This window comes from Legionella sp. D16C41, from assembly GCF_048541585.1.
GTDB lineage: Bacteria > Pseudomonadota > Gammaproteobacteria > Legionellales > Legionellaceae > Legionella_C.
This window is the reverse complement of the sequence record NZ_CP183303.1, coordinates 1201537-1227922: the sequence shown is the minus strand read 5'-3', so window position 1 is coordinate 1227922 and position 26386 is coordinate 1201537. Positions and strand designations below refer to the sequence as shown.

The following is a 26386-nucleotide window of genomic DNA, read 5'->3' as shown; positions in this document are numbered from 1 at the left end:
GGTTTTTATCTCAAACACAGATATGAAGTGTTTTATACTACATAATAAGGCACTCCTCACCACTGCGCTGGGTTTTTAAACCATCAATTATTTGATTTTCCTCTTCAGAGGCAGGCGTATTTAATGTATTAATATAATCTTCGCGTGATACAAAACAGATTTCTGGATTGATTGTTTTTAAACATTCCAAGCCCTTTTCAAAAATTGTTTTATCTTCCATACATTCATGAGTAGGTTGAAAGCCAAAAAGTTTATTCGATGATTTTGTAAAATGTTTATTAAATAGAAATGCATTCACATTCTCGCCTTTTTCAAAAACTTCTATACAATGTGCTAGCATGCCTGCTAAATAAAAAGCGGTGTTAAATTTGAAGAAATATTCTTTATCTTTATATTGTTGGTAATCCAGGTCTGAATATTCTCTGTTTAACTCATTGTAATACTTCGACTCTCCACTTGGACACCGTAAAAAATTCTTTTCTTGTCCATAATAGACATAAGTTGAATCATCATCGGCTAAAATTACATTTTCTAATGTTGTACTATCTGTTACTTTAGTAATGTCTTTTTTAAAATTCCCTGCAGATAGGCCAAAGTTTTCATACATTTGCCTAGATTTAAGTCTATCCTCTGGTGTTAAGTCATCTCTTGATAAAATAATTAATGAAGGTTTTACTACTTGGTATCTGTCCGGACCTAAAGCTTTAATAAGTAATTTTTCTACAAATTCAACATTGCGTTGTTTTTGGCCTGAACTAAAAAAAGCAACTTCAATATTATCTTTACTATAAAGAAAACGCATTAATTCAATAACACCTGGAAAAACTTGATGTTCTCGTTCTGCTGCAGAGATTAAAGCACTTTTTCTAAGAAAATATAACTTTTCTTCATCTTCTATGGATGAATGGCCAGCTAAGGTATCATCTATATCGAAGATAACGGTTAAATTCTTATTTTTGTTTGACAACATTTTTTTCTGTGGATTTATTATATCATTTAAACCTGATTCTACTGCACGCTTTTTTAAAGCCTCTCTAGTATGTTTTGAGATAAATTCTTTAATAATATTTTGAGCGGCTATATATTTACTCTCAAATTCACGCTCAGCTGTTATTGAACTGAAGCTATATATCTTCTTGTCATTAACCATGGCTTTCGCTGAAAGTTGTAAAGGGTTTAATCCATCTTCATCAAGCAGGGTAAAATCAGCGCCTTCCTCCAGTAACAATTTTGTGGAAAGTTGGTTTCCGCAAGCCGCTGCACAATGTAACGGGGTGCGCTTTGTTTTACTTTGACAATTAATATCTGCCCCATGCTTGAGCAAATATTCGATCGCAACTAAGTCCCCTGTTCTAGCCGCTTCATGTAATGGTGTGAATCCATTATCATCAACAGCATTAACATTGGCTCCATGATTCATAAACCGATCCATTACAATCTCGGCTGCTTTTTCTAGATAATTTAAATCTTTTTTATCAATGAGCAACGCTAAAGGAGTCTGTCCATCGCGACCTCCTATTCGGGGATCTGCGCCATTTTCGAATAGAAAATCCAACATTTTTAACTCATCTTGAAAATATTTTTCCGAATCTTCAATCAGCTGTTTTTGTGTTTTTTCAAGCGCATTACGCATATGTGCTGCACCGTAACCACCGCGTACCAGATCGCTCATCGTACTAGTAATATTACTGAAAGATGGTAATGCATATATAGCTTCATTTAATAGTGTACTGCCATATTCACTTTTTACATTAAAATCTGCACCATACTCTTTTAATAAAGTTAACAACGCTATGCCATCTTTTTTGTGCAAAGCGCTGAACATCATGTCAACATACCAAGGGTCTCGACGGAGCTCTTTATGTTCTGGTGTTAAATAACTTTTTCTAATTATTTCATTTTTTATCGTCACTGGGAGCAACATAGCAACAACTTTAGTATTGCCCGCATTTATTGCAAGCTCCAAAGGCGATGACCATTTAAATTTATTGGGATCAGCTTTGTTTTCTAATAGTATTTGGACAATTTTGGTATGCTTGTCTGACATATCCCATTCACTACCAGAGTATTTTGCAGCGATACTTAAAGGGGTTTGGCCATCTTTATTTTCCAGATTGACATCTGCACCCTTTAAAATGAGTTCGCGCACACGCTCCAAATCGCCTGTCTTTATAGCCTTGTGTAAAAGTGTATTTCCATCGTTATCCTGCTGATTTACATCTTGGTTGTCTTGAAGAAACTCGACTATCGCGATATGATTTTGTTTTCTTGCAGCCTCAATTGCCTCAATACTAGCCGTTTTGCTTTTAGCGGCATCCTGATACTGCGAGATAATCAGTGTTTCAATGACATCAAAGTTATTACTGTTAGTAAAAATAGCAGGAAAGTAGTTCCACTCATCGGCAGCCAGTTTAATCATAGGCGTGATAGTTTCTATTAACGCCTTGCGATCAGTTAGATTACTGTATTCAATAAGTTTGATAGACCTATCATGGTTAACAACAACAATAAAGTTTTGATTTTTTGCTTCGGCATCCAAAGCAATAGTTTGGATAGCATTATTTAGTGTATCTTTACCAATTCCTCTAAGCATGTGCATAACTGAGGTCAATTTTTTATTGCCCGGTAAAATAATTTGATACTTATCAGGTGTTAGCGGAATTGAAGTTTTATGTACTCGACCCTTTACCACCGATAGAAATGCTACGCTTGGGTTGTGAGATATAAATTCCCTAGCTTCTGAAATCAAGCGGTTCGCCTTGTTGGCTGTATGTTCAGCGTGTGCATTAAATAAAATTTTCACAATCTCAATGTGACCGTTTTGAGCTGCTGAGACGAGTGGAGATCCATTTTCTAAATTTGGATCTTCACCTGCCTGAACTCTAGCTTTTACCGCCGCTACATCACCGATTGCTGCAGCTCGCTCTAAGGGAATTAAATTGATAACACCATCTTTACTCACCAATCTGCCTTTTTTATCCAGAGCTGTATTTAAACGACTAACTAAACTATCTTTTCTACCTTGATCATCAAGTGCCATTAAATTAAGCGGTGTGAGAATTGCATTTTGAGCACCAGATTTCGCTTCTTTTTCTAAAATTTCTTGAGTTACTGGCTTGCCTGCCACAGAGACACCAATAAAATTCATGCCAGAAACATCTAAATCGCCTAAAAATACTAATCCGCCATATTCTCCAGAAAAAAGACCTGTGCTTTTTGCTTCGAAATCACAACCTATTGCATAATCCATACATATTCTTACAATGCGTGTATATGAATTTTTTAATTTATCTGCTTTTTCTTGTAACTCTCTTTTTTTCTTATCAAACTCTTCTAAAGAATTTAATAAATTGTTCAGATCACGTTTAAGACGATCTTTATCGTTTACGATTATGTTAAATTGCTTAGATAAATTATCTGTAAGTAATCGTAAAAAATTGTCTTTTTCCCTTTCGTTATTCTTTAATTTGTCAACATCCTTTAACAACTCATTCAATTCAGCAAAGAATGCTTTAGCTTTTGATGTTAACGAATAATTAACATTAAAAGTTGATCTATTTTGATAGAAAATATTAAAAGCATATTCAAGCTTGCTTATCCTATCTCTATCACTGTAATTACGCTCTATAGCAGATATGTATTCTCTATATCCATGAACGTAGATTTTTTCATAAGCAAGATTTAGAGTAGATGGTACCTTAGCACCATGTCTAATCAATGATTCAAAAATATGGATATTTCCATCATCAGCAGCTCTGGCTAAGAACGTGGTGCCGCCGTACAACTCTCCCATTGTTCCACCACCGCATAATCCATTAGCGTCTGCGCCACAATCAAGTAAATAGTCAACGATATCTACATGTCCTTCTTTTACGGCGGTTCTTAAGCCATAATTATCGTTCCATCCGTCTCTATTATCGCGTTTGGTTAAATAGATTTTTGCACCATATTCAACCATTAACTTAACGGTACTTAGTCTGCCAGATTGGGCAGCAAAATGAATTAATGGCGCTAAACCACGATTATTATCATCTATGTATGCATAAGCATCTGGTGACAAACCAGCATCAAAAAGAAGTTTTACAATATCTTCATGCCCTGCCAAGATAGCATCGCGCGCTGCGCCTTCTATTAGGTGACTGTCTGTATGGTAATCCCAAAAATAATGCCCCCCTAACCTCGTTTGTTGTTGTGCGAGCAACTCTTTAAGTTCTGTTATTTTATTGTTTTTTGATAAATTATATATTTGTAATGCAGTTTCTTTTTGAATCATTTCAATCTCTTTTTATGGAGGAACAGATATTGGCCTGTGGGATATGCCTATATTTCGGGCAGTATTTTAGTATATTTTTTAATCGATCCGCAAATTATATTGATTTAGTGCATGAAGAAAATTAGTTGCGCTATATATTTTGGCACTCTAAATGACCTTCCAAAGGGCCGTTCATTTCTTATTGAGAACTTTATTATGCCCTTTTGCTTTGTAATGGCCAACGATATTTATTTAATGCTGCAGCAAATCTATTCTTATATTCTTTAAACATTAAATTAGATTCTTCTTCGCAGATTCCTATAATAAGGTTTGGTTTTTTAGGATGGTTATTGATAATAAATTCAGCTCTTAATTCGCTTTCAACGCCCCATAATTCTAACATGAGTGGGATGCCTGTTGCATATACCACTTCTTTTAAGTTCGCCCAACAGCAGGCAGCTGCACACATGCAACAAGGCTCACCGGTAGTATACAGTGTTAACGTATTCCACTTTATATTAGGATATTTTTTTGCACATGCATCAATAGCGAGTATTTCGGCATGATTAATAGGACTTAGATGATTACCACATGCACTTGCTAATAGCTCCCCATCTTCTGAATAAATGGAGCAGCCATATGGCGCAGTTGAATTATTCGTACGCGTATAGGCAATCAGCTCATGCATTCTTTGTTCATGAAAGTTCATAGATTTTAGTAAATTTATAATAAGACGGTCATATTATGAGCAAGATTCAGAAAATACAAGATTTCTTTACGAGATTAATTTTTCTTGCTTTTAAAAGTAAAAATGTTGCGAGGATATTGGTTCACCTCACGACTTATTTCTTGAAAACAACCATTGGCATATTCATTGATAATTTTTCGCCAAAAGCGATAAGCGCCTTCATTACCTGGCATCACAAAAACTTCCCAACGTCCTTGAAATTGATTAAAACAATGAAAAGCAATTTGCCTACCTAACCCACGTCCTTTAAATTTTCTGATGATAAAAAATTGCGCCATATTATAATCATTTTTGATATCACTTACCTCTTTATCGATAATCGCAAATCCAGCTAGTTTACCATCATAACGAATCAAAAATGGATAGGTATTTTCTTTATTAAAATAACGTAGGTAATCTTGGCCAATATCATAAATACCATTTTCTTCCATAGGCCACTGCATGTACTCACTGACATCATAAGCATAATAAGCAGTCATATTTTGAATAATGGGATAATCATCTATAGAAGCAGGTTGTAATTGTATCTGGTCTAGAGAAAGAATGATTTTTTTAATTTCATAACAAGGAACTAGATTATTGCTGAAATTAATCATTCCCAGATAGCTCATACCTGATTTCTCTAACACGTGCCTTGAGCGTTCATTTTCTGGATGAACTCTTGCAATTATCCGATTTAAATTCTTTTCCTCAAAACCCCATTTAATCAAAGCGCTTGCTAATTCAGTTGCATACCCTCGATGCCAATATTCTGGACGCAAGCGATAAGCGAGCTCAATTTCAGGCCGGCTACTATCAAAATCTAAATGAAACAGTCCAGCTTGACCAATAAAAACACTACTATCTTTTTTAAAAACGTTAAACAATCCTAAGCCATGTTTTTTAAAATAATCCGGCGCGGCTTCAATAAGAGGTTGCACTTGTTCCCTTGCTTGTACTACACCATTAGGGCTATATTTCCTTACAGCAGGATTAGATAAAAGAGAGAATATATGTTCAAAATCTTCTCTGGCCATTATTTTTAAGATTAATCTTTTTGTCTCCAAAACAACTGGCATCTTACTTTCTCAATTAATTTTTCTTATCAAATTACTTAAGTTAATAAATACTAACTTTGAGTTCTACTCTCATTTTAAAGGAATATTCTATTTAAGCTGACTACTGTCCCAATAATATTTATGTTCAGATCAGAATTGACTGATATTTTTGCCCAATCCTCATTAAGCGCAATTAACTCAAATTCAGGATTTATCTTTGTAGCAGAAAGCTGTTTATATTTACGAATTAAAATTTCTTTATCTTCATTGAGCTGAGCTACAATAAAATCACCAGGCTTAGGTAATATTTGTGGATCAACAATAAGAATATCCCCTACCCTAAATTCTGGAATCATACTTGAATCTTGCACTTCTAAAGCAAAAGCATATTCACTAATTCGCTCACTTAGCTTTGGCGCAATAGGTATTAAATCGACCTTTTCTGAATAGGTATCTTGTTTAATTTGATCAATATGCTCAACTGGGTTACAAGCTTGTTGATAAGTTAAGATAGGAATTAAAGCACCTAAGCCAGGTGATTTTTTCAAGGCGCCTTGTTTGTCATCTGATAAACACATTAAAAATGCTGCGGATACTTCTAGGGCTTTAGCAAGCTGCTTTATTTCCAGCGGACCTGGCGTTCTTTCACCGCGTTCATAGTTATTAATACGCGATACATTCAGGTCATTCGTTAATTCCGCTAACCCTTTTCGAGTTAAACCTTTTGCTAAGCGTTCATCCTTAATACGCTTTCCTATTTTTTCTTTAATACTCATAAGTTACTCACGATCCATACTGTTAAAAAACATCATATCAGATATTGAATACTTCTCAATATGTGTTAATATTTAATTTTAAATACTCGAAATAAGTATTAATGCACGCTTAGTGTTTTCATGGTTATTTTTCATCATTTTTTCTACCCGAAATGATGTGTAATTGGACTACAAAATTTGAGAGGACGCAATGTACTTCATGATCAATAGAGAAGAATTAGCAGCACTGTATGAATTACCACATATACAGCAGCTTGCTTACTTGAGGCATTAAGCCATATATGAATATAAAGACAGGCGTTGTTGGACTTGATCGGGGTATTAATCACCAATCTATCGCTGAACAACTTTTTGTTGAGTCTCATCAAGGAATAAAGAGTGTAACTTATTCACGTGCCCAGGTTAGACGTGCACTTGCTGGCTTTGAACGCGCCGGCTTAATTCAGCTGCAATCAACAAATGAGAAATTAATTTTAAAATGCTTATTAGCTTCGTTAGATTATTTTGCTCAAAAAAAAGCCGTGTGAAAATTTTAATCTGTTTAAAATTATCAAATAAATTTAATACCATTAAATGCTTATCCTAGAATTGCTCAATAACCTTTGAGGTACGAGTACCGTGCCATATGTTCTAAAACTATTTTTTGATACAACTTTTACCACATAATTATTTGTAATTACGATTAATGGATTTATCTTGAATCATTAAACTAACTTTTAATTGAAAAGGACTTAGTGAAAGAAAAATTATAAATTGTAAGAGATTAACTACCTGATTTAGTTAGGTAATTAAAATCTTACTTTTTTTTTAAACTTCAATTTTACAATTATTGGAGTTTAATACTTATGTATAAAGCAAAAATGTTTCAGCCAAACTCGCCACTTGAATTTACATTAGATGTTGATAGTTTATTGAAAAATTATCTTTATTTAGATAAAGCTTTATTTAAAAAAAGAAAAGATAATAGTATTGAGCAAGGTGATGCCTGTTTTAAAAAATTTTCTAATGAAGGAAAAGGTATTATTTTGCCTTTAAGAATGAAACTAGATGCTATTGCTACTGCTATTAGAGAAAAAGAATTTACGCCTGAAGATACTTTAGGTTACATTGATGTATTTACTTTATATTCTAATCATTTAGACCAACAACGATTTAACGAAAAGCCTGCGCCAAAAGAAAAAGAAAGATTGGTATTAAATTACCTTGAAGCAGCCTTTGCTCTTGATAAAAAATATGATTATGAGCATTTAGAAAAATACAGCCCGAGAGAATTATCTAGTCATGCTCAGTTGCTTCATTATTTAGGTAAAGCACGGCGTTACACAGGAATTTCTGCAAAAGAACGTTTACCTTTACTTTCAAATGCCTTAAAAATAGCTCAATACCTAAGTACTTTGAATTGTGATGAAAAAGAAGACCCTCACAATTATGAAAATCGTATTGCTACTTATGAAATGCCCGTTAATTATTGTCTGCAAGATATGAAACAGTATGATAAAGCCGCTGAATTAATCAAACCTCAACTCGCATTACCTAGTGCCTTTCATCGAGCTCAAGCTTCAATCCAATTAGCGAATATCTATATCAAAAAACATCAGGACTTTGGCTCTGGAATAGAGGTTGCGAAACAATATGCGCTACAGGCTGTCCAAGAAAGTCTTATGCCAGAAAGTAGCAGTTTAGTAAACTTTAATGCACGAGTTTGCTTGATGAATGTTTTAGAAGCTGCAGATGAAAAAGATGAAGCGCAATTAATGGCTAGCAGTATCTTAGAAGAAATGGATAATAATCCTGAGTGCGGTGCTAAACCCACTCATAGGGAAGCAGCAGAAAAAGTAATTAATACTCATAAAACCTGCACATTATAATTAAAAACATGATGCAGGTAATCATCGTCTTACCTGCATTTATTGAATTCTCTTATTGAAGGCTCATTATTTGTTGGGGCTCATGCTCTATAGTAGGCTCTACATATGGAAGCAATAAAGTGATAAATTTGTTCAACCAAGAAGATATTTGCTCTACTGCATTAAAGATAGAAGGATTATAAATATCGTAAATAAAATGAGAATAATTATACAGATTATTGTTAAGTTCAGAAAAACGATCGATATCCATTTTCATTACTGCAAAAATTTTTTCAAGTAGTCTCTGAGCCTTGCCATGGCAATTAAAATAAAGGCTCATTAAATACTGGCTATTCCAATAAATATCCAGATTAATAAAAAAATGCTCAATATATTGTTGTTCTTCAATATAAGGTAGAAGCAATTTAGGATTATCTTTAAAATTAAAATTATCTATTTTTTGTTCAGCAAAAAAATCATGAAGCTTTGCTATTTTCTCTTTAGATAGTCTAGAAGAAAGACAATATTTAGTAACATAAATTTTATCTTTTCGCTCATATTTTTCTGCTGTTCTGTCGTATAAAGGATAAGTAAGTAAATGAGTTACTTGAAATATTTTGGCTAGCTGGTTTTTAAAAAAAGCTAACTCTCGCCAGTCTAAGGAATATAGATGCAAATTAAAATAGACGTCATTTACCCTTTCCAAATAATAAAATGGTTTAGGGCCAAAATAATCAAAGTGAAGATTAAAGAGGGGATCATGCGCTCGTTCCCAAAAGATGTGTGCAGAATTGCCTAAATTAGTTGTTTGCGGTTTGAGTAATTGTAGATGCTTTACATCTACCCGCTTACCAGCAAGATTTACTTCCTCAAAATAATTGTTCCAAAAATAGGTTTGGCAATTAGCCGATTTTTTTACAATTTTATTAATACGATGAATTACATCTAAATAAGTTTGATTCGGCGTTGATAAATAAAGATTTGCCCATACGGGTATCTTATTAATTTCTTTTGTTTCGAGCATTAATAATAAATGTTGGCGTGCTAACAACAATAAAGCTTTTGATTCTTGTTTCACTACCTTTAAAATCAAAGAATCGAAACTTTTAGTAACTTGATCCAATGGAGACAGTTTATCAAACTTAATTAATTTAATGTGTTTAAGTTTTTCGTTGTAAAAGCGGTTATTTAAAGTTTGAATAACAAAATTAATCAATTCTTCTAATAATTCAGCATGGTCTTTCGCAGAGAGCTTTTGGTACATTTCTGGTGGAAACGCATCAACGAGATGTAATGCTTTGATGTGCTCACCCTGCTCAAGTAATTGTTTGGCTACAAAATAAGCAAGCGTACCTCCATAAGAAAACCCTAATAAATTATAAGGACCTTTAGGTTGAATTGTTTTAATCGCTTGTACATATCTACTAGCGGCTTCTTCCAAAGTTTTAGGTAATAATTTGGCGTCATAAATACTCGGATCTGATAAACCATAAACATTGAATTGATAATGAGATAAAAAAACCTGCGCTAATTCTTTATAAGTAAAATAACCCTCTCCTAACAAAGGCGGTAGAAAGAAATAGTTAGCTCTATCATTCACTGGTGGATATAAAGCTCGGACTATAGCACTAGTCTGTGTAGTTTGTTGCATATTTTTTAAAGAAGCTCGTATTTGCCTTAGTGTTAAAGAAGGTAAATTAAGTATTTTTTGATAATTAAAAGTTGGGGCAATATTCTGTTGAATTTGAAAGACTAGTTGGCTTAATTGAATAGAGTCCCCGCCTAAAAAAATAAACTCTTGATCTTCATCGCTCTCAGTTATTCCCAGAACATTACACCAGCTACGTGCTAACTGATCATAACGCTGTAATGTCTCTTTTGCGTCTTGCAAATGATGCGCCTTTACACCACAAAGTGGATTAGCTTTGTAGGCTGCAAGAATTTCTCTGGCTAACTCACACGCTTTATTTTCTTCTTTGTTTTCTATACAACACTTAATATAGGCTATTGCAGCATTACTAAATACAACCTGATATTTATAAAATTGTCTTGCTAATGTAAGCGCCTCGCTAGCCCATTGCAATGCTATCTCAGGTTGCTGAAGAGAGAGTAAAATCCTGGCAATATATGACTTATATTGTATGATATGGAAAACTTCTTGCTTTTCAACAGCCAAAGTAACTTGTTTTTTTGCTAATTCAAGCGCTTCCTGTAAGCTACCTTTATCACACAAACAAAGCATCAAGCCTAGATTATAAGTTAATAATCGGCCTCTAAAATCGTGCTGATCTACGAGTTCTGATTTTTCTTCTAGATAAGAAGCAATCGTTACTGCTGACTTTAGAAATTGACTGCGTTTTTCATGAATATTATCTTTATAACGTAAGGCTTTACCATAATAATGCAGTAATTGAGCATAGCTAGCTAGGTGAGTAAGTGAATAGCCTTCCAAAACAGTCTGCTTGACGTTCTCTTCCAAAAGCTCTAAATATTTCGGAAAAAATTTAGAAACTAACTGATAAGCTGCCTCTAACCATGCCAGGACTTTTTCTTTATTACCATTTAAAGTTAATTCTTGATCAAGATGGTTTGCTGCAAGAACTAATTTATCAATTTTCATAAATAAATCATCTTCAGTAGTGTACTCAATTTGATTATTTTTAATTCTTTCAACAAATTCATTCATTTCATGCATGATAGAAGGCTCTAAACCCATACCACTTGCAGAAAATTTTTCTTTATTTTGTCTTCCTTCATTAAAGAAGAATTCATCTGGATGATCAACTCTGGCAATAAGGGCTCGACGATCTATTTTTTCACTAGGAATTAAACGAGGAAAATCAGATAGTGTAACAATAATAGGTAACTCTTCTTTACGTAGCCATTTCTTCAAATAAGCCATAAAATGAGGTTTAGAAAATTCATGCTGTACTACAAGGTAGGCAAATGGTTTATTATTATTAAGCCAGGGTTTAACGACCACATAAACTTGTAACACATTTTGCCCTATTTCATCATTGTACTTTTCAATACATTGTTGAATGGCATATGGATCTACTTTAACGCCTGATACTTTTATATGTGCATCATTATCTATTCTTCCCTTAAAAATGAGTCGATTATCTTTAACTAAAAATTTATTTTCTGTATTAAAGACACGTACCCAGCGATTATTAATGAATAAAGTCGGGAAATTTTTTTTTGTAAGATCTGGAGCATCAATATAACCAGGCGATAAGAAAGGCGATTCTATATAAAGGCACTCATCAATAATATGAAATTTGACTTCTTCACCTTGGGGAAATCCTATTGGAACGACAAGTTGTCCATTTTCGTCCTCAATTTCCTCATGATTGACACGCAATATACTCATGCCAAACGTAGCTTCAGTTGGGCCATAACAATTCCATAAATTAATATGGTATTTTTCACAAAGCCTCTTTAAGCCCATGCTGCAAGCATCGCCTGTAACCATTAAATGAGTTAAACCAGCTTTAGCAAGTCGCTGTATAAGCGCTTCCTGATTAGGCATAGTTAATTGAGAGGCAATTAATATCAGGCAAGTTATTTTCTCTTGCTCACATCGTTCAATAATCTCATTGAAATCTTTACGTGCTGCTTGCGGCATGAGAACTAAGGTGCTACCTGCTGCAAAACTGCGAACATATTCAGAAATTCTGGCATCATAAGCAGGACTGCGTGTGCATAATATTTTATCTTTAGGTGATAGTTTAAGTAATGACTTTTCTACCTCTGCCCAATAAGTAAGCCCTGGTGAATTAATGGGAATCCATTTCTTATTACTTGATACACCTGATGAAGCAACTATATAGTTAGGAATATCAGGATTACGTTCAATGAGTGGCAAACAAACAGACGTTAGTTCATTATTATTTTTAGGGATAATACCTTGAATAGGAAGATACGATTTAATTTGCTCAGGTATTTCATAATTTTGACAGAGTTCTTCATCAATAACGATTTTATCTAAGTTGAGTTTCTTAATATCAGTTGCTAACTGCGCCGGTGGAATATCAATATCTAATGGTACAACAGTAGCATTAATTTTATCTAATGCGAGGTGTAGAAAAGGATGAAGATCTTCAGTTTTTGTAAGAACTGCGACTCTATTTCCTTGTTGTACGCCTACAAAAATAAAGTACTTTGCCCAAAGCTCGACAAGTTCATCAACTTTCTTATAACTTAACTTTTCTCCATTACTTAAAATGATTGCAATTGAGTCAGAATCTTGCTGAACAGAATGATAAAATATATTAAACATCAGAGTATAATTTGCTGAATAATTCTTTGATTGTAAACTGTCATGATCAAGCTACTTTTACTCGTAGCACCAAATTTCTCTTTAATATTTTCGAGGTAAAATTCGATAGTTGTTTGCTTAAGTCTAAATGTTTCCGCGATCTCTTTAGCATTCTTACCCTTAAGAAGCTCAATAATACATTGAATTTCTCTTTTTGAGAGTGTAATTTTTTTATCATAAATCACCACCGGATAAGAGCGCCTAATAAAATTATTATCCATCTCTTCCTTACTCATAGTAATAGCAGTTTCTAGAGTTAGTTTGAAAGGTAAATATTTTGTTTTTACAACGCCTAATATGGCTATAGGTTTACTTCCTTGGTTAAAGATAGGATAAATTGTCCCAGTCATTTGCTTTCTTAATAATCTATTTTTTTGCGGGAGAATTTCTTCATTGACTACCAAAGATTGCTCTGTTTCAAGAACTTCTTCATCATGCTGTAAATAAATTTTTATTTTTGTGGTATCTCTGCAAAGATCATAATCTGTTTTTTTATAGAGGTTCTTTAATGTATTAAGTCCCATAAGATCTAAAAATTGTTGATTTGCATTTTGATACACTGAGAATTTATTCTTTACAAATATAAAGTTTTCTTTTTCTGATAATAAAGATAGAAAATCTTTTTGTAAGATAGTTAGTTTATAAGAATTCAATTTGCTTATAGTAAAATCATACATCGTTAATATAACCCTAATTAAACAATGAGCATGCTCCTTTGCAAATTTCCCTAGAATTTAATTTAATATTCTCTCTAAGTATTAATTCTTAATAAAAAAATATTAGTGATGAAAGTGGCTGAGAGTAGCATATAAATTGGTTCTGTCGCAAAAAATTTCTATACTGGCCTTTTCATTTGACAAAGTATTCCTAAAGAATTACCGAATAAGAGTTAGAATATTATATTTGATAAACGTTCCTGATTGGGGAAGACCTATTTATAAGCAAGACAACTTGTTTTGCTACTACATAATAAATTTGCTCAAATACCAAGCAAAAGTGTTATAAAATAAAATTTATGCAGTGGAGTACTTATGGTTTTAGAAATTTTGAATTATAGAAGCCGTGTTAAGGTCCTCTGCGATTGATTAATAATGCCCCCGTAAATGAGAAAGACCCGAAAATATTGATTTAACAGACTCTATATCATTTAATATCAGACAATTACATTTTAAAATCGGTACCAAAATCGGTACCAAATATTTATAAATTCAAGCCAGCCAACTTTAAAACTCAATCCAGATCTATGCCGTTGAGCGGAATCGAACCGCTGGCCTATTGATTACGAGACTATTTTCCTCGATTATCAAACAGTATCAAACGATAGCAAATAGATACACTTAAATATTAAATATCAACAACTTATATAAATTTACTGTTGCAAACAGTTGCAAAAAATTGTAAACCAGTACAAAATTAAGTGTACCCATTGGTGTACCCAAAAAGAAGAATAAAAATGGCTACCTTTACTGACACTTACATAAAAAATTTAAAAGCAAAAGATAAACGGTATGAAGAGTATGAAGGAGGAGGATTTGGAATCCGCGTTTCACCCAATCAGCTTAAATCATGGATATACCGTTATAAAATAGGCAATAAAACCGATAAACTAACGTTAGGGCACTACCCTACTATGTCACTTTCTGCAGCTCGAAAGAAATATCTTGAGCTTCAAGAATTAAGACGTACAGGTCAAGCTCCAAAAGTCATTATTCAACAACAAATCGAAAAAAAGAATGACACTGTAGCCAAACTAATTACCTCTTGGTATATCAATTATATTGAAAAAAATAGAAAAAAACCTCTTCAAATTAAACAGCAAATTGAAGCAGATATTATTCCCCTTCTTGGCCATTGCGAATTAGAAAAAATTCAACCTATAGATATTTCTAATGCACTAGATAAGATTGTCCAACGTGGCGCTCCAATTCAAGCAAATCGAGTCTTAAGTACATTAAAGCAAGTCTTCAATTACGCAGTCAGTAGAGGAAGCATGCAAACAAACCCTGCTTCTAATATTCGTGCTCGCGATATTGGCGGGTTAGAAAAACATCGGGAGCGCTATTTAAACCTAGAAGAAATTAAAAAGATTTGGCTTTTTTTAGATAGTTCTCAATGCCAAATGTCAATTCAAACTAAAAGTGCTATAAAGATAATTATTCTTACCGGAGTTAGAACAGCTGAAATACGATTAGCGAAATGGAGCCAGGTCGATTTCAATAATTCACTTTGGATAGTACCACCTGAACATAATAAAGGCGGAATTACTGTTAAAATTCATCTATCAGATTTAACTAAATCAATTTTTAAAGCATTACATGATATTAGCGATTCTTCTTATGTCCTACCAAGTTTAGTTGAAGACAAGCCGCTTGACGAAAATTCTCTGCCAAGAGCTATCAGACGAATTCAATCAAAGGTAGGCATTCCAGAATGGACTGCTCATGATTTAAGACGTACGTTTGCAACTCAGCTTGGTGAAACGCTCCATATTGATCCAGTCGTGATTGAAAAATGCTTAGGCCATAAAATGCCTAAGATTATGGCTACTTATAATAAAAATGAAATGCTACCCCAAAGACAAGAAGCACTTGATAAATGGGCGGCCTATATCCAAAGACATATTACATATCAGCCCACTTTGCAAAAACAAGAGCAATTATGTATAATTTAATTAACATAACCGCCACGCCTAGAGAGTTTCGACTCTTGCGTAACCTTGGCGGTTTTTTTATATATGTATCATGACTACTACCAAAAAAGAAAAGTATCTCAAGCCCTCACTTAATTTCCAAGAACAGTTAGAGAAACTAAAAAAACGAGGCTTGATTATAACAAACGAAGTATTAGCCTTAGACGTTTTATCTAATATAAATTATTATCGTTTAAGTGCCTATTGGCTTCCCTTCAAGCAGAGAGACAAATACGGTAATCTTCTGGAGCAATTCCAAGAAAATGTTTCCTTAGAAAATATTCTAGAATTGTATGAGTTTGATAGAAAGCTAAGGCTCCTTATTATGGATGCTTTAGAACGAATAGAGATATCCATTAGGACACACATTACTTATCATTTAGCTGATTGCTATGGGCCATTTGCTCTTAACAACAGTAGGAATTTTCATAATAAGTTTGACCATAAGACTTGGCTTTTACAAGGCCAAGATGAAATTAAGCGCTCGAAAGAACCATTTATTGAGCACTACATGAATAAGTATGAAGGCTTCCCTAACCTACCTGTATGGATGGCAACGGAAGTTACCTCTTTTGGCTCAATCTCTTTTTTATATAAAGGGCTAAAGAATGAAGATAAGCGCGCTATCGCTAGAAAGCATTATAATCTACACCCAAAAACATTAGCTAACTTCCTACATTTTCTAACCTATGTTAGAAATATATGTGCCCACCACAGTAGACTTTGGAACAAAGAACTTGCAATAAGACCAACTCTCGAAGGGTTAAATGAATTATGGCACCCGCCCATTACTCCTAGAAATGATCGCTCTTTCTTTATTTTGATTACTCTTAAATATTTGTTAAATGAATCAGAAACAACTAGTATTTGGTTGAACACCTATAGAGAGCTTATTCTACCAATATTGAATAAATATCAGTGGAGTGCCGACTCAATGGGTTTACCTAAAAACTGGCAGTCTCATCCAATATTGGCTCTAAAGAAATCTATATCCTAGGATTAATATAAAAATCATATTTTAAACTTATTAACTTAAGCTTTATCAGTACGCCTAGCAAGCTCTATTGTTGCTTCTGTAACATTTAGTGAATAAATTTCAGTGGCACATTCTAGCTTACGAATAAAATGATTATCAAACCATTCAACTTGATATAGAAAGCCAGAACTCTCATTTCCTCTTACATCAACTAAAGTAGCTTTACCATTAACATCAGAAGTTGCATCTTCCTCAGCAACCCGAGCTGCACCATGAGAAATATGGAGATTATTTTCAGTATAAGCGCACATTCCAAAAGTAGTCTTGAAAAATTCAACTGCCCCTGACCAACCAATTACTGGCTTTTTTACATATGTTCCAGCAGGCGCTATACCAATAAATTCTTTCATTTCACTTTGAGGAACGCCGCTATAGGGATAAGCCATTAGCAGTTCAGCCACATTGTGTCGCATATGAGATTCATCAGGTAGATGCATTTTAGCTTCTATTGCCTCATTGCGCTTTATAACTTCTTTAAAGTGCAGTAACTCATAGGCTCGATCTGATGTTTCATTAATATAGCCTTTAGTTTTTAATTGATGTGTTTGCTCAATCTCTTTATTCTTCTGCCAATCAGGCAACATTAAAGCCTGCCTTGGCACTATCTCTACGCCAGAATCAGGCGTAACCAATCCTTGTTGTTTAAGTGTCTGAATACTCGCTTGAACCATAGTCTCTTTTTGTTCATCGGTGATAGCAAAGGTAACTACAGGTATAAAGCTAAATGCTATTAGTACTTTTTTCATATTATTTCTTACCTTAATTTTGATCCCACCAACCGTCATAGATGCTACAGTCTGAAGCTTGGGTATTCGTATCAAGAATTTCGCGGCCACGATCTAGAAAATAGTGAAACCCAGACACAAAATACGTTCCACCAGGTGCAGATTCATTCCAATGTACAGCTGCTTGTCGCCAGGTGTAACCCATGCCTGTATCAATATAATGGTAACCCTTATTTGGATGTTTTAAATCATAGTTATGAAAACTGACAACACGCCAATTGTAATTGTGCCATAGATACCAAGTGATTGACTCATTATTAAAACAATTAGCTCGACTATGGGCAGTAGTTGCATAAACGCCAGCATGAGAAGTAAGAGATAAAGATAATATAAATACTCCTATTATTTTTCTTAGGTACTTCATTGTATAGCCCTCGATATTTCACATTAATTTGTTTCTGGGCTCCATCTATAATTAAATATTTTTAACCTCTAAGGTCTGATTTATCCACTGCTCTATAACTTTATAGTGCCATGACAGAATTGAACCGTTTAGCTTAACTGGCTTTGGAAATTTACCTTCCATCCACCAACGTCGCAGAGTATGACGGTTACGACCTATAAGCTGCTCAACATCATTTATAAATAAAACTTGCTGCTTAAAGCTGCCATGATACATATTTAACTCCTGTTATTTAATTCAACCAAAATACTCGATTCGAGTATAATTAAAACATACCGAGTATTCATATGCAATATATAAATATGATAGGTGATATCCATTAGCAATTTTTTGAAACAACAATATTTTCTAATTAGTTAAATGTCTCAAATTAAAACAGATAGTAGCTCTATACCTCGGGGGATTTTATCAATACAATAGGGATGCAACTTGACTTAAGAGGAAATGGTATGAATTTTTTAGATGAAATTGAATTCGCAGTTGGCAATGAATACTTAAGTGATTATGAATCCATTGATTCAAAATTACTTTCTTCAATCACTAAAGAACAATTAACTAATTTATTAACTCAACCACATTCTAATACAATCTGTGATATAACTGATTAAATGCATACACTCATTGTTGCGGGCTCAGGGATTAAGTCTATTGCCCATTTAACTGCAGAAACTAGGCAGGTTATTAAGAAAGCAGATAAAGTTCTTTATTTAGTTAATGAAAATAATTTCAAAGCCTGGCTTGAGCGCGAAGCAATAGAAGCAGAATCCTTAGAGCCTATTTATTTTAAATCAATTAAACGAGCTGATGCATATAAAGAGATAACCAAGTATATTGTTGATCAATACTATCAAGTAAAAAATCTGTGTGTTATTTTTTATGGGCATCCCACTGTTTTTGCACAATCCGGGTTAGATGCAGTCAAGCAAATCAAAAAAGAAAAAGGAAATGCTATCATTCTACCTGCTGTAACAGCTATGGATTGTCTTTTTAGTGATTTAGAAATAGATCCAGGCCAGCATGGCTGCTTTACAATAGATGCTACAGAGCTTTTAATTTATGAGCGCACTCTAGATGTGCACGGACATCTTCTCATATGGCAAGTTGCCAATTTAGGTCAAGCAGATACTCAGATTTCATCTAAAATAGGTGTCTTGCAAAATTATCTGGAAAGGTACTACTCTAAAGCACATCCTATTTGTATTTATGAAGCAGCTCTTTTACCAACACAGAAACCTAGAGTTGATTGGCATCAAATAGCTGAATTAGGATTGCTAAATATTAATCCCTTATCAACGCTTTATGTTCCACCTACTATACAAAAAAAAGTAAGTCAAAATTACTTAGCCCTTTTAGAAATTGATCCACATAATTTTTAATCATCTACTTAGCTGAACACAACCACGAAATAATTTAGCATCGGCTGAAAATGTCGTGCTATTTTGGCTATAAGAAAATAAGAAGCGTTTGTCTTGTTCTAATAATTCTGCAGGTCCTCTTACCGAATGTTGTTCATTCGCTTGATAATGATAAAATGTAAATTTCAGTTCTTTACTTAAATGGTAAAGAGGACTTCCATAGGCATCACTATTTTCCGCAGTAAATTCCTCTTGATAAGTATGCAAAACATTTTTTAATGTTTCGAGTTCGGTAAGAGTACTATTGCTTTGGTTTGATTTAAAAGTATTAATGTTAGCAAATGGGCACTGTAATGGATAATAAATCATATCTCTACATCCGTTAAGTGAAGCTGGAACCATGACAGTAGGTGTATAAACTAAGCCATAACATTCAGCATAAGCATGCTGAATAGTTTTCAAAGGTAAATATTGCTCATCATTAGCTGGCTTTGCTCCAATACCTGGGCCCATACAAATATTAAAAATGTATTTTGCTGTATCAATAATAAAGGGCGTCGGCCGAAAACGATTCACCTTTTTGGCATTTAAAAATAAATTATTACTCGCCATATCAAACGTATCTCGAGTAATTTTTTTTCTTAACGCTTCAGAAAAATAAAGCTTTAACTTAAGCCAATGTTCGTCATTTTTAACTTTTTCAATAAAAGACTCAGAAAAATATAAAATTTCACTACACCAATCATTTGTCTCATTACGTACTATTTCCTGGAAAACTTGGTAGTGTTCATAAGGTGACTTAGGTGCAGGAGCTGTAATTTTAAAATATTTTTGAATTTGTCCATGCTTTCTTGCACAACCAATATTGGGCAAAAGGTAAGATGAAAGCGCTCCTGAAGAGACAGATAAAACATTATTATCAATGGTCTTATCTTCATCAAATATAATTTTCATATTAAAAATAGCGCCAGGGCCTTGAACGTATTCAGGAAAAATACGCTCATTTTCGCCAAAGTAATGCCATTCACAATATTTATCTAAAATCATACCTAAGGGCAGACTATCTTTACCATAACCTAAATGTTTATATAACTCATTATCAATGGCTGAACTGCCAATTTTAGCAAGCTGGCCAGAACTAGCGGGTAAATAAGCATGATTTTTTACACCAAAATGGGCACCAAATTGGTAATGGGCTAAAAAGAAAGGAATATTATTATCTGGTTGAAGTTGTTCGATAACTTCATAGATGGCGGGATTAACTATTCTAACTTTGTTTTTAACTTCTTCCCAGAATACTTTTTTAATACGGTTCATTCCTAAACACCTTAACAACAGGATGTAAACTTATAACGTCTAAAGAATTAGATAAATAGCAGTAAGTCTTAATAATAGCCATCTTTAATGATAGAGTCACCTTTTTCAGGATGTATAGGATGTAAAAATGAATAAGCAGCAAGCAAGAATGCCCAAAGGAGTTATCCCACTTTATTTTATTAAAGCATATTCCACCTTTTCGTATGCTACCCTTTACTCTTCTTTAGCACTTTTTATTACTAAGGAACTAGGTTTAGAAAGTTCTTTTTCAAATGGTATTGTTGGCTTGTTTTTAGCTTTTAATTATGTCATGCAATTATTTGGAGGAGTATTAGGCGGAAGTTATCTGAGTAATCGAGCATTATTTCTAATCACTGCTGTTATTCAAAGTAGCGGCTTATTTTTTCTCGCCAAATTTCAGGGTAATCTACTTTATATAAGCTTAAGCTTATATTTAGTGGGATGTGGGCTTAATACAACAAGTTACTATAATATGCTGACTCAACGTTTTGACGCAAACGATAATCGGCGTGAGAAAGCCTTCTTTTTTAATTATGCTGTGTTGAATTTTGGTTTTTTTGTAGGTTATTTTTGTAGTGGCTTTTATGATTATTCTAACCATTATGGCCCTTTATTCTATTTAAGCACTTTAGCTAATACATTATCTTTATTTTTTTTGGTCGCTAATTGGAAAGTACTAGCCGATCGAGAAACACCTTTGCTTAAGATTAATAACACATTAAAGCAGCAAGCCAAAAATATTAAAGGCGTTATTCTTATAATGTTCTTAATTCCTTTAATCTTATTTTGTTTTAAGTGGGCAACTTTAAGTAATTACTTAATTATTGCACTAAGTTTAGTCATGTTTGTTTTAATTCTCTATTTAAGAAAACAACAAAAGAACCTTGTCGATAGACAAAAACTACTTGCTTATCTCATTTTAGCAGTTACCTCTATTATTTTTTGGATGATATATTATACAGGCCCTATGGGCATTACGCTTTTTATTAAGAATAATGTGGATAAGCACCTTTTTAATTTTGAAATTGCTACCCAATGGATTTTAAATGTTAACACTGTAGTAATTATTTTAGGCGCGCCCACTCTTTCTATAGTTATCGATAAATTACGCAACAAAGGATTTATTTTCTCAATTTCAAGGCAGTTCTTTAGTGCGTTTGTAATGTTATCATTGTCATTCTTTTGCTTAGCTTATGGAATTAAATTTGCTAATAGCGAGGGCTATAGTAGTGCAAGCTGGGTAATAGGACACTATTTCTTTCAAGCTATTGCTGAGTTATTAATTGCACCTGTAGGGTACGCTATGATAGGACGTATTGCCCCTATAAACTTACAAGGCCTGCTTATGGGAATCTGGACAATGACATCCGGAGTTGCCGCAACATTATCTCATTACTTTTCTAATGCCATGACTAAGGCGTCTTCCATTCACCCATTAATAACTAATAACAACTACTTATATGTTTTTCAAGAACTAGGCATGTGGGCTCTTGCAGGGGCAATCTTTCTTTACTTCATTGCTAACAAAATCAGCCAATACATAGACGATTCTAATCAAGAAGAATCTGTTTTAGCTGATGGAGTTCCTACTTAATTGTATTTTATTAGTAATTTTTTCGAAGTAAAAATACTAATTTTTTCACCGATCCTATTATGGTTAACTTCTGTTTATGAAAACACAGTTCATTGTTGTTAAGTTGTAAACAGGAGTTTTTTACATGGGAAGTCTAGTTAAATTATTAACCTCCACTGATCTAACTATCCAGTATAGAAAAGAAGCTCAGAAATACTTAGTTGAGTTCATATTATTTCAAAGTAATAATGATTTAAAAATGTTAGCTGAGCTTTTAGATGTAAATCCGTTTTATTTAAGCCAAGTTGCCAGTGGCAAAGCTACGTTTGAAGAGGAAGTCGCAAATAAACTATTTAAATGGTTCCTAGTGATTATTAGTGACTAATTCGCTTTGCTAAACAATCACGAGTCCTTATTTTAACTGCGAACTGAGAAAGGACAACAGTAGCGTTAACATTATCTTGCCATTGAATAAAGTAAGTGTTTGAAACCTAACCTTACCGTAAAATATATTTGTTAATAATTCGTAAAAATCCAAAAAATTGCTCTATAACATAACCTTGATATATTAAAATTTGAACAAGTAGATGATGTTATGGAGTGCGAAATGCCAACTAATGCCAAAACTAAAGGAAAGCGAAGCGAGGAACGATCAAATGCTTTAGATAGCAACCCTTGCGGTATATGCCGGGCAATGGGCTCACCTATTTGCAAAGGCCATGGTGGTGGCGGAGGAGGCGGCGGTGGCGATAAAGGTGAAACAGCCCAAAAAGGTAGTGCGCCTACTCCAGAATATAAACCTACAAATCTAGAAGTCAGAGCATTATCCTCTTACCTAGAACATAGTGAAGTTTGGCAAACTGAAGATGATTTCCTTTATAATTTTAATAATGGATCTGCTGTGTTTTCAATGGGATTAGACTTAGCAAAGGGATTAATCCATTTTGAAGGTGATGAATCTCTTGATGATACTGATGCAAAGGATCTTAACGAGCTTTATGATAAAATTGAAGAAGAACTGAAACTATTTACTCAGGAAGTCAAGGGACAAAATATTAGCGTCTCAAGAAAAGGGAATGACCTGAAAATTAGTATTCCAGATCAAAAATTATATGATCAATTTGTTACTAAGCTTTTGAATAAAAACCTTATTCCAACCAATAACTATAATGCAGATCTTGCTTATAAGGCGAATCCAATTACTAACCAAAAAGTTGATGTAAAAGACATGGCTGATTCTACTTATAAATCACCAAATCCATTTGATATATCGAAAGGACCAAGGCCTAAAAATGATTTAGAGAGTAATTAAACAAAGATTTGCTTCTAATCTAATGAAAAAAACGCGATACACTCTTTAAGATAAGTTTACTTGTAGGGGTAAAAACTGCAACTATCAGGCACAAAGATTTGTTTTATAATGAATATATATTTAGATTATTTTTAATACATTATGCCTAAGCCGTCTGTTGATACTTTACAAAAAATAACAGCCCCTGCTCATATTCCAGCAATAAGCTATGCTTATGTTGAGCCAAAAGAGCAAAACAACACTGAATTTGAAAGTACTGCAATAGCTTTTGGCAAAAAAAACGCCGACTCCCCCGCTACTGACGTAAATAATAATACCCAATTCCCAGCGTCCTCCCTTAGCAAAATTGTATTTACTTATTTAGTTTTACAATGGGCTGAGGAAAATAAAGTTAAATTGGATACACCAATTTATGAGATTGTTAGGGAAAAACAAATCGAAGTGCGTAAACAATTGAATGAAGCTCCAAAAGAAACTACACAATTAGAGGAACAAGCTAAACAATTAAATGATGTTTTGGAATATGAGAGATTTATAGATGAGGGAAAATATCCTGAACAAGCTAAAAAGTTAACCATTAAACATGTATTATCACATACCACAGGCTTACCAAATGTAGGGGTTAACCCACATTCAACCTTGGCATTTAATTCAGAACCAGGAAAGGGATATTCCTATTCAGGTGAATCTTTTCTCTACTTACAAAAAGTCCTTGAGGCCATAACGGGGAAAGACCTAGAAAAGCTAGCAAAACAGTATGTGTTTGGCCCATTAAAAATGGAAAACTCAACATTTTTGCCTCACTCAGAGAACGCCCTCAATATTGTTAAAGTTCATACCGAACTAGGCCAATCAGAAAGTATTTATATAGGCGATCCTCCAGTGCATGCGGCTGGCTCACTAAAAACAACAGCTCAGGATTTTTCAAAATTAATGGCTGCTTGGTTAAAGAATATGGGAGACGCATTTAATCCCACCAACGCTAATGATTTTCCAACTTGTGGCTTAGGTTGGCATATCTATACCTATAAAAATAAAGATAACAAAGATGAGATAATCGCCTATCAATATGGTCAAAATCCCAATACTCGCTCTTTTGTTGCGATTAATGTAACCCATAAAAAAGGTGCTGTTTTTTTTACAAATTCTGAAAATGGAATGAGAATTGCAAACGAGCTCTTCAGTTCATCTGATTTGGCGCCCATTGGTAATACAGAAGAGCTATTTAAACGTATGCCTAATTATCCTCAAGGTTGCGATCCTGTTTGGCAAAATACGCTTGAAGGTTTGATTGCTGAACGTGAGGAAAAATTTGACCTAGCGCGAGATAAGTTTACTAAAGCGCTTGAGTTTTCGAATAATCACGAATCCAGCAGACTGCGTTTAGAATGGTTTAATCAAGCTCACCTGTCCACTTCTGAAGCGCAAACATTTGAAAAACCACTAGAACATTTTGAAGGTATGTTAACAAACAAATATAATGAACAGAGAACACTGTTTATTAGAGAAGGTAGTTTAATACACGAGCAATTTGGAGAAGAAATAAAGCTTATTAGAGTATCAGAAACGGAATTTTTACCGGAAAAGGATCAATCTTATAAAATAAGATTTAATGGAAACCAAGTAAGCATTGATTTTATCGATGGCCCTCCTAAACAATTTGATAAACATCCTTTACAAAAACTCCAAGAAGAATTGCTAGAAAAACAGCCAATAAATGAAATAACCAATACAGCGCATTTAGAGTCTGCTAGAGAAGTAAATCAAAGATATCGAGATGTTGTAGATGGTGTTCGGAATGAGACAGATAAGGTAAAACAAGAAAATTCACTTTCTTTTCAAACTAATCAATAACGTAGTTATATATACCCCTATGATATTAACGCCTATTGTTTGGGAAAAGAGAACTTTATTATAACCATTGATAAAAAAACAGGGTTTCATGAATTAAGAGTGGTTAAAGCATTAACGCCACGCGAATGTGATAAAGTACGCTATTTTAGGCAATTTTATCTTTTTGATGCGGCTGGGCTTTCAGCTCCTTATACGTGGACTTTTGAGCATAATGCCCATGTTCATTTGGTTTTATATCAAGGAAGTGACATCAGTGGTTATACTCACTTGAAACAATGCCCTCATAACAGAGCAGCATTACGGATCATTGTAATTGATGAGCATAAATGAAATCATCAATACGGTAGCCAATTTTTGGCTTTATGCGAAAAGTGGCTCAAAAGCCAGAATTATCAGAGCTTGCATGTTGAATCTTCATCCGCTGTGCTGAGATTTTATAGAAATAATGGTTATATTGATATGCCATTTGACGATCCAGATGGCTATAAAGGGGATGCTCAAGATATTGCGGTAGGAAAAATATTATGATTCAAATTGAAAAAATAAAAGGTGAAGTGGCTCAAGCCATATGTCAAACAATCACAGAAGATTTACCTGAGTATTTTGGTTTACCCGAAGCTAACAAGCACTATGTAATGGGTGTAAAAACACGTACTAATTTTGCAGCGCAAATGCAAGGTAATACAATTGGACTTATTTCGATTGATTTTCCTTATCCTAATAATGCCAATATTTATTGGATGGCTGTAAGACATGATTTTCATCGCCAGGGCGTAGGAAAGCAATTAATCGAAGGAGCTTGTCATTTTTCTAAAACAAAAGGCGCTAGAACCATAACTGTTGAAACACTAAGTCCTTCTGAATCAGATGAGAATTATCTTAGAACGTACTTATTCTATCAATCAGTTGGTTTTAATGCTCTTTTTGATTTAAAACCAGCGGGATATGAATGGAATATGGTTTATATGGTAAAAAACTTAAACCAACATTAAACTTTGTCAAAAAACCGTTGCAACATTTAGTTACGGCGATTACTTGGAAAAATTGTGCAAGGTTAGGT

General features: G+C 33.8%; 21 protein-coding genes and 1 pseudogene. 12 read left to right on the top strand and 10 right to left on the bottom strand.

From position 1 onward, the window contains the following. Window positions 1-37 precede the first annotated feature (37 nt). From ACNVED_RS05420 to ACNVED_RS05405, 4 genes are all read right to left on the bottom strand, one after another. Window positions 38-4273 (bottom strand): ankyrin repeat domain-containing protein, encoded by a 4236-nt coding sequence (locus ACNVED_RS05420; protein WP_419420736.1) that lies wholly within the window; start codon window positions 4271-4273, stop codon window positions 38-40. Between the two features lie 193 nt (window positions 4274-4466). Next, window positions 4467-4940 carry a deaminase gene (locus tag ACNVED_RS05415; RefSeq protein ID WP_419420735.1) on the bottom strand — a complete coding sequence of 158 codons (474 nt, stop codon included), beginning with the start codon at window positions 4938-4940 and terminating at the stop codon, window positions 4467-4469. 95 nt (window positions 4941-5035) lie between these two features. Further along, window positions 5036-6058 (bottom strand): GNAT family N-acetyltransferase, encoded by a 1023-nt coding sequence (locus ACNVED_RS05410; protein ID WP_419420734.1) that lies wholly within the window; start codon window positions 6056-6058, stop codon window positions 5036-5038. Window positions 6059-6132: 74 nt separating this feature from the next. Further along, window positions 6133-6813: a helix-turn-helix domain-containing protein gene (locus ACNVED_RS05405; protein WP_419420733.1), complete on the bottom strand. Its 681-nt coding sequence runs from the start codon at window positions 6811-6813 to the stop codon at window positions 6133-6135. A gap of 190 nt (window positions 6814-7003) precedes the next feature. Between ACNVED_RS05405 and ACNVED_RS05400 the strand changes: the two are divergent. Both ACNVED_RS05400 and ACNVED_RS05395 read left to right on the top strand, forming a co-directional pair. Further along, a pseudogene (locus ACNVED_RS05400) lies at window positions 7004-7334 on the top strand (hypothetical protein); the annotation flags it as partial. Between the two features lie 324 nt (window positions 7335-7658). Beyond that, complete coding sequence (locus ACNVED_RS05395) at window positions 7659-8681, top strand: hypothetical protein (RefSeq protein ID WP_419420732.1); 1023 nt, start codon at window positions 7659-7661, stop codon at window positions 8679-8681. 52 nt (window positions 8682-8733) lie between these two features. On the opposite strand, the gene ACNVED_RS05390 is transcribed toward ACNVED_RS05395, so the two are convergent. Both ACNVED_RS05390 and ACNVED_RS05385 read right to left on the bottom strand, forming a co-directional pair. Next, window positions 8734-12942, bottom strand: a complete 4209-nt coding sequence (locus tag ACNVED_RS05390; protein ID WP_419420731.1) for an AMP-binding protein — start codon at window positions 12940-12942, stop codon at window positions 8734-8736. Beyond that, window positions 12942-13658, bottom strand: a complete 717-nt coding sequence (locus tag ACNVED_RS05385; RefSeq protein WP_419420730.1) for a helix-turn-helix transcriptional regulator — start codon at window positions 13656-13658, stop codon at window positions 12942-12944. Before ACNVED_RS05385 ends, ACNVED_RS05390 begins: the two co-directional genes overlap by 1 nt. A gap of 776 nt (window positions 13659-14434) precedes the next feature. Here ACNVED_RS05385 and ACNVED_RS05380 point away from each other — a divergent pair. Both ACNVED_RS05380 and ACNVED_RS05375 read left to right on the top strand, forming a co-directional pair. Further along, window positions 14435-15652 carry a tyrosine-type recombinase/integrase gene (locus tag ACNVED_RS05380; RefSeq protein ID WP_419420729.1) on the top strand — a complete coding sequence of 406 codons (1218 nt, stop codon included), beginning with the start codon at window positions 14435-14437 and terminating at the stop codon, window positions 15650-15652. Between the two features lie 70 nt (window positions 15653-15722). Next, a complete protein-coding gene (locus tag ACNVED_RS05375) occupies window positions 15723-16667 on the top strand; it encodes an Abi family protein (protein WP_419420728.1) in 945 nt (314 codons plus the stop codon). Between the two features lie 35 nt (window positions 16668-16702). Here ACNVED_RS05375 and ACNVED_RS05370 read toward each other — a convergent pair whose 3' ends face one another. From ACNVED_RS05370 to ACNVED_RS05360, 3 genes are read right to left on the bottom strand one after another with little or no spacing between them, the layout of a single operon-like run. Next, window positions 16703-17452, bottom strand: coding sequence for a hypothetical protein (locus ACNVED_RS05370; RefSeq protein ID WP_419420727.1), 750 nt, complete (start codon window positions 17450-17452; stop codon window positions 16703-16705). Between the two features lie 13 nt (window positions 17453-17465). Further along, window positions 17466-17855, bottom strand: coding sequence for a hypothetical protein (locus tag ACNVED_RS05365; protein WP_419420726.1), 390 nt, complete (start codon window positions 17853-17855; stop codon window positions 17466-17468). 51 nt (window positions 17856-17906) lie between these two features. Next, entirely contained in the window at window positions 17907-18110 is a 204-nt protein-coding gene (locus tag ACNVED_RS05360; RefSeq protein ID WP_419420725.1) for a helix-turn-helix transcriptional regulator, read from the bottom strand. Between the two features lie 206 nt (window positions 18111-18316). Between ACNVED_RS05360 and ACNVED_RS05355 the strand changes: the two genes are divergently transcribed. Both ACNVED_RS05355 and ACNVED_RS05350 read left to right on the top strand, forming a co-directional pair. Then, window positions 18317-18502, top strand: coding sequence for a hypothetical protein (locus ACNVED_RS05355; RefSeq protein WP_419420724.1), 186 nt, complete (start codon window positions 18317-18319; stop codon window positions 18500-18502). Continuing rightward, complete coding sequence (locus ACNVED_RS05350; RefSeq protein ID WP_419420723.1) at window positions 18503-19270, top strand: SAM-dependent methyltransferase; 768 nt, start codon at window positions 18503-18505, stop codon at window positions 19268-19270. It abuts the gene before it with no gap. Here the strand turns inward: ACNVED_RS05350 and ACNVED_RS05345 are convergent, their stop codons facing one another. Next, window positions 19271-20566 carry a hypothetical protein gene (locus ACNVED_RS05345; RefSeq protein ID WP_419420722.1) on the bottom strand — a complete coding sequence of 432 codons (1296 nt, stop codon included), beginning with the start codon at window positions 20564-20566 and terminating at the stop codon, window positions 19271-19273. A gap of 127 nt (window positions 20567-20693) precedes the next feature. On the opposite strand from ACNVED_RS05345, the gene ACNVED_RS05340 reads away from it, so the two are divergent. The 6 genes from ACNVED_RS05340 (at window position 20694) to ACNVED_RS05315 (ending at window position 26318) form a co-directional block, all read left to right on the top strand. Further along, window positions 20694-22181: a peptide MFS transporter gene (locus tag ACNVED_RS05340; protein WP_419420721.1), complete on the top strand. Its 1488-nt coding sequence runs from the start codon at window positions 20694-20696 to the stop codon at window positions 22179-22181. Between the two features lie 124 nt (window positions 22182-22305). Beyond that, window positions 22306-22545 (top strand): hypothetical protein, encoded by a 240-nt coding sequence (locus ACNVED_RS05335; protein ID WP_419420720.1) that lies wholly within the window; start codon window positions 22306-22308, stop codon window positions 22543-22545. Window positions 22546-22767: 222 nt separating this feature from the next. After that, complete coding sequence (locus tag ACNVED_RS05330) at window positions 22768-23472, top strand: hypothetical protein (RefSeq protein WP_419420719.1); 705 nt, start codon at window positions 22768-22770, stop codon at window positions 23470-23472. Between the two features lie 141 nt (window positions 23473-23613). Next, window positions 23614-25326, top strand: a complete 1713-nt coding sequence (locus ACNVED_RS05325) for a serine hydrolase domain-containing protein (protein ID WP_419420718.1) — start codon at window positions 23614-23616, stop codon at window positions 25324-25326. A gap of 39 nt (window positions 25327-25365) precedes the next feature. Then, on the top strand, window positions 25366-25656 hold the full coding sequence (locus ACNVED_RS05320) for a hypothetical protein (RefSeq protein WP_419420717.1): 291 nt from the start codon (window positions 25366-25368) through the stop codon (window positions 25654-25656). A 194-nt stretch (window positions 25657-25850) separates the two neighbouring features. Further along, window positions 25851-26318: a GNAT family N-acetyltransferase gene (locus tag ACNVED_RS05315; protein ID WP_419420716.1), complete on the top strand. Its 468-nt coding sequence runs from the start codon at window positions 25851-25853 to the stop codon at window positions 26316-26318. Window positions 26319-26386 lie beyond the last annotated feature (68 nt).